Origin of the sequence: Brevundimonas sp. (assembly GCF_041688735.1) — a bacterium.
GTDB lineage: Bacteria > Pseudomonadota > Alphaproteobacteria > Caulobacterales > Caulobacteraceae > Brevundimonas.
In genome coordinates, this window is sequence record NZ_JBDNHO010000097.1 from 1 (window position 1) to 2,416 (window position 2,416).

Sequence of the window (2,416 nt, forward strand, 5' to 3'; positions counted from 1 at the left end):
ATCGAGAACATGTTCGGCAGGCTCAAGGACTGGCGGCGCATCCACACCCGCTACGACCGATGCGCACACACCTTCATGTCTGCCATCACTATCGCCGCCACGGTGATCTTCTGGCTATGATCAATGAGTCCTGAGCCTAGACGACGTAGTCGTTCAGGGCACCCCCCTCCGCGAGCAGGTGGAGACCTTCGTCGATGCCGTCACGTCGCCGCAGGCGGGACGCGGGCCGTCGCGATGGAATGAGCGCGCCGGCGTTTGCGTGGGCGTGGCCAATCTGAGCCGCGAGGCTTCCCAAGCCATCGCCGATCGCGTATCGGACGTCGCCGCCATGCTGGGCATGGCGGTCGGCGAACCGGGCTGTGGCCCGAATGTGATGATCATCGCCACCGAAGAAGCGTCGGCTCTGGCGGCCGCCCTTGTCGAGCGCAGCCCAAATGCTTTTCGACCGTACTATGCCGGGGCGGCGGGCTCCCGGCGGCGGCTCGAACTGTTCGTGACCACCGACCGGCCGGTGCGCTGGTGGCATGTCTCCATGCCGGTCACGGTCGCGACGGGCGCGCCGGCCGTGCGACTGCCGGGCGAAGAGGAGCCGCGCCGCATTCGGGGCGACGGACTCCTGACCGCCGCGGTTCGAAACGAATTTCGGCGCGCCTTCGTGATCTTCGACATCGATCAGGTCGAGGGCCTGACCCTGCGCCAGCTCAGCGATTACATCGCCATGGTCGCCTTCGCCCAGATCGATCCGGACGCCGACATTGGAAGCTTTCCCAGCATCCTGAACGTCGTCGCCAATCCCGACATCGCGCAAGAAATGACCGATTGGGATCGCGCGTATCTGGACGCGCTGTACGGCACTGAGCTGAACCGACGGGCCCCTGCGTCTCAGCTGGGCCAGGTGGCCAATGACATGTTTCGCGATCGCCGCGACGCAGCAGCGGCCGAGAGCTCCACCCCTGAAGACGAACCCGACTGATCGGAGCAACGAGAAAGGGCGGCCGGTTCACACCAGCCGCCCTCAATTCTCCGCCTTGCCTTGTGGGTCGGCGATCAGTTCTCGTCGTCGCCCTCGATGGCATAGACCGGACCTGAGTCCAGGCCCTTGGCGTCGGCGTCGCGGTCGACGAACTCGATCACGGCCATCCCGGCGTTGTCGCCGTGGCGATAGCCGGCCTTCATGATGCGGATATAGCCGCCGTTGCGGTCGGCGTAGCGCGGGCCGATCGTCTCGAACAGCTTGCCGACCTGCGGCACGTCACGGACGGCGCTGGTTGACCGGGCTCGCCCTGCGGACCATCCTGAAGCTGATCGGCGCGCTGGCCTGGTTCAGGAAGCAGGACCTGTCGAAGGAGTAGGTCATGCTCGCACCCTTTCTCGGCCTGCTCCTCGGGCTTTCGGCGCCGCAGTCGGCTCCACCGCCGCAGGATCCCGCCCCGGTTCAGCTGGACGACGTCGTCATCGACACCCGGCGTATCGAGCAGATGGCCCAGGAGTTCATTGAGGACGTCGCCGCGCCCAATCGACGCCGCGGTTTGGCGCGCTGGAACACGCCCATTTGCGTCGGTGTGGCCAATCTTCAGCGAGACGTCGCTCAAGGGATCATCGATCGCGTTTCAGACGTGGCTGGCGACATGGGCGTGCGCGTCGGAGAGCCGGGCTGCACGGCCAATGTCCTGATCGTGGCAACCGACGACGGAGCCACGACGGCCCGGGCGCTGGTGGAGCGGAAGCGCCGGTCATTCCGCACCGGCAGCCTGCAGATGACGCAGACGAGCAGCGCTCTGGAAGCCTTCCAGTCGGACATCAGACCTGTCCGCTGGTGGCAGATCAGCACGCCCGTTGACTCCGCGACAGGAAGACGGGCCATTCGACTGCCCGGCGATCTCAACCCGCCGGTGATCTTTGTGTTCGCCGCGTCACGGCTGGCCAGCCAGATTCGCGACGACATGAGCAAGGTCATCATCATCGTCGACATCGACGACGTCAGCGGCCTGCCGGTGAACAAGCTGGCCGACTATCTGGCGATGGTGACCCTGGCCCAGATAGATGACGACGCCGACAGCGGTCGCTACGACACCGTGCTGAACCTTTTCGACGCGCCCGATCGAGTCGACGGCCTGACCGCTTGGGACATGGCCTATCTGCGCGGGCTGTATGCAGCCGAGCAGAACCGCATCAATCCCCAGGCCCAAGCCGGGAACGTCGCGGCCGCAGTCGTGAGAGCCCGTCGTGAAGCCGCTGAACAGGATGAGCAATAGAATCTACGCCCAAGCGGGCGCTGCTAGAGCAGCCGCCCGCTGAGTTGAATCGAATGTGATCGAGCGGGGGATTCCCATCGGGTCCGAACCGTGAGTCCATGGGTCTTCTGATTGGGAGGCTATTATGGGCAAGGCGCGTTCGGACGATCTTCGGGAGCGTG

The 2,416-nt window shown here is 65.2% G+C and carries 3 protein-coding genes and 1 pseudogene; 3 read left to right on the top strand and 1 reads right to left on the bottom strand.

The window, feature by feature from the left end:
• Both ACESMO_RS10280 and ACESMO_RS10285 read left to right on the top strand, forming a co-directional pair.
• On the top strand, positions 1-120 hold a 120-nt coding region (locus ACESMO_RS10280), incomplete at its 5' end, for a transposase (RefSeq protein WP_372706167.1).
• 145 nt (positions 121-265) lie between these two features.
• Positions 266-973, top strand: coding sequence for a hypothetical protein (locus tag ACESMO_RS10285; protein WP_372708062.1), 708 nt, complete (start codon positions 266-268; stop codon positions 971-973).
• Between the two features lie 74 nt (positions 974-1,047).
• Here ACESMO_RS10285 and ACESMO_RS10290 read toward each other — a convergent pair.
• Positions 1,048-1,266 (bottom strand): annotated as a pseudogene (locus tag ACESMO_RS10290) (bL17 family ribosomal protein); the annotation flags it as partial.
• A gap of 89 nt (positions 1,267-1,355) precedes the next feature.
• Between ACESMO_RS10290 and ACESMO_RS10295 the strand changes: the two are divergent.
• Entirely contained in the window at positions 1,356-2,255 is a 900-nt protein-coding gene (locus ACESMO_RS10295; protein ID WP_372708063.1) for a hypothetical protein, read from the top strand.
• Positions 2,256-2,416: the final 161 nt, after the last annotated feature.

Coding starts and splice junctions, on each gene's coding strand:
- ACESMO_RS10295 (WP_372708063.1), top strand. CDS start 1,356: ATGCTCGCACCCTTTCTCGGCCTGCTCCTCGGGCTTTCGGCGCCGCAG.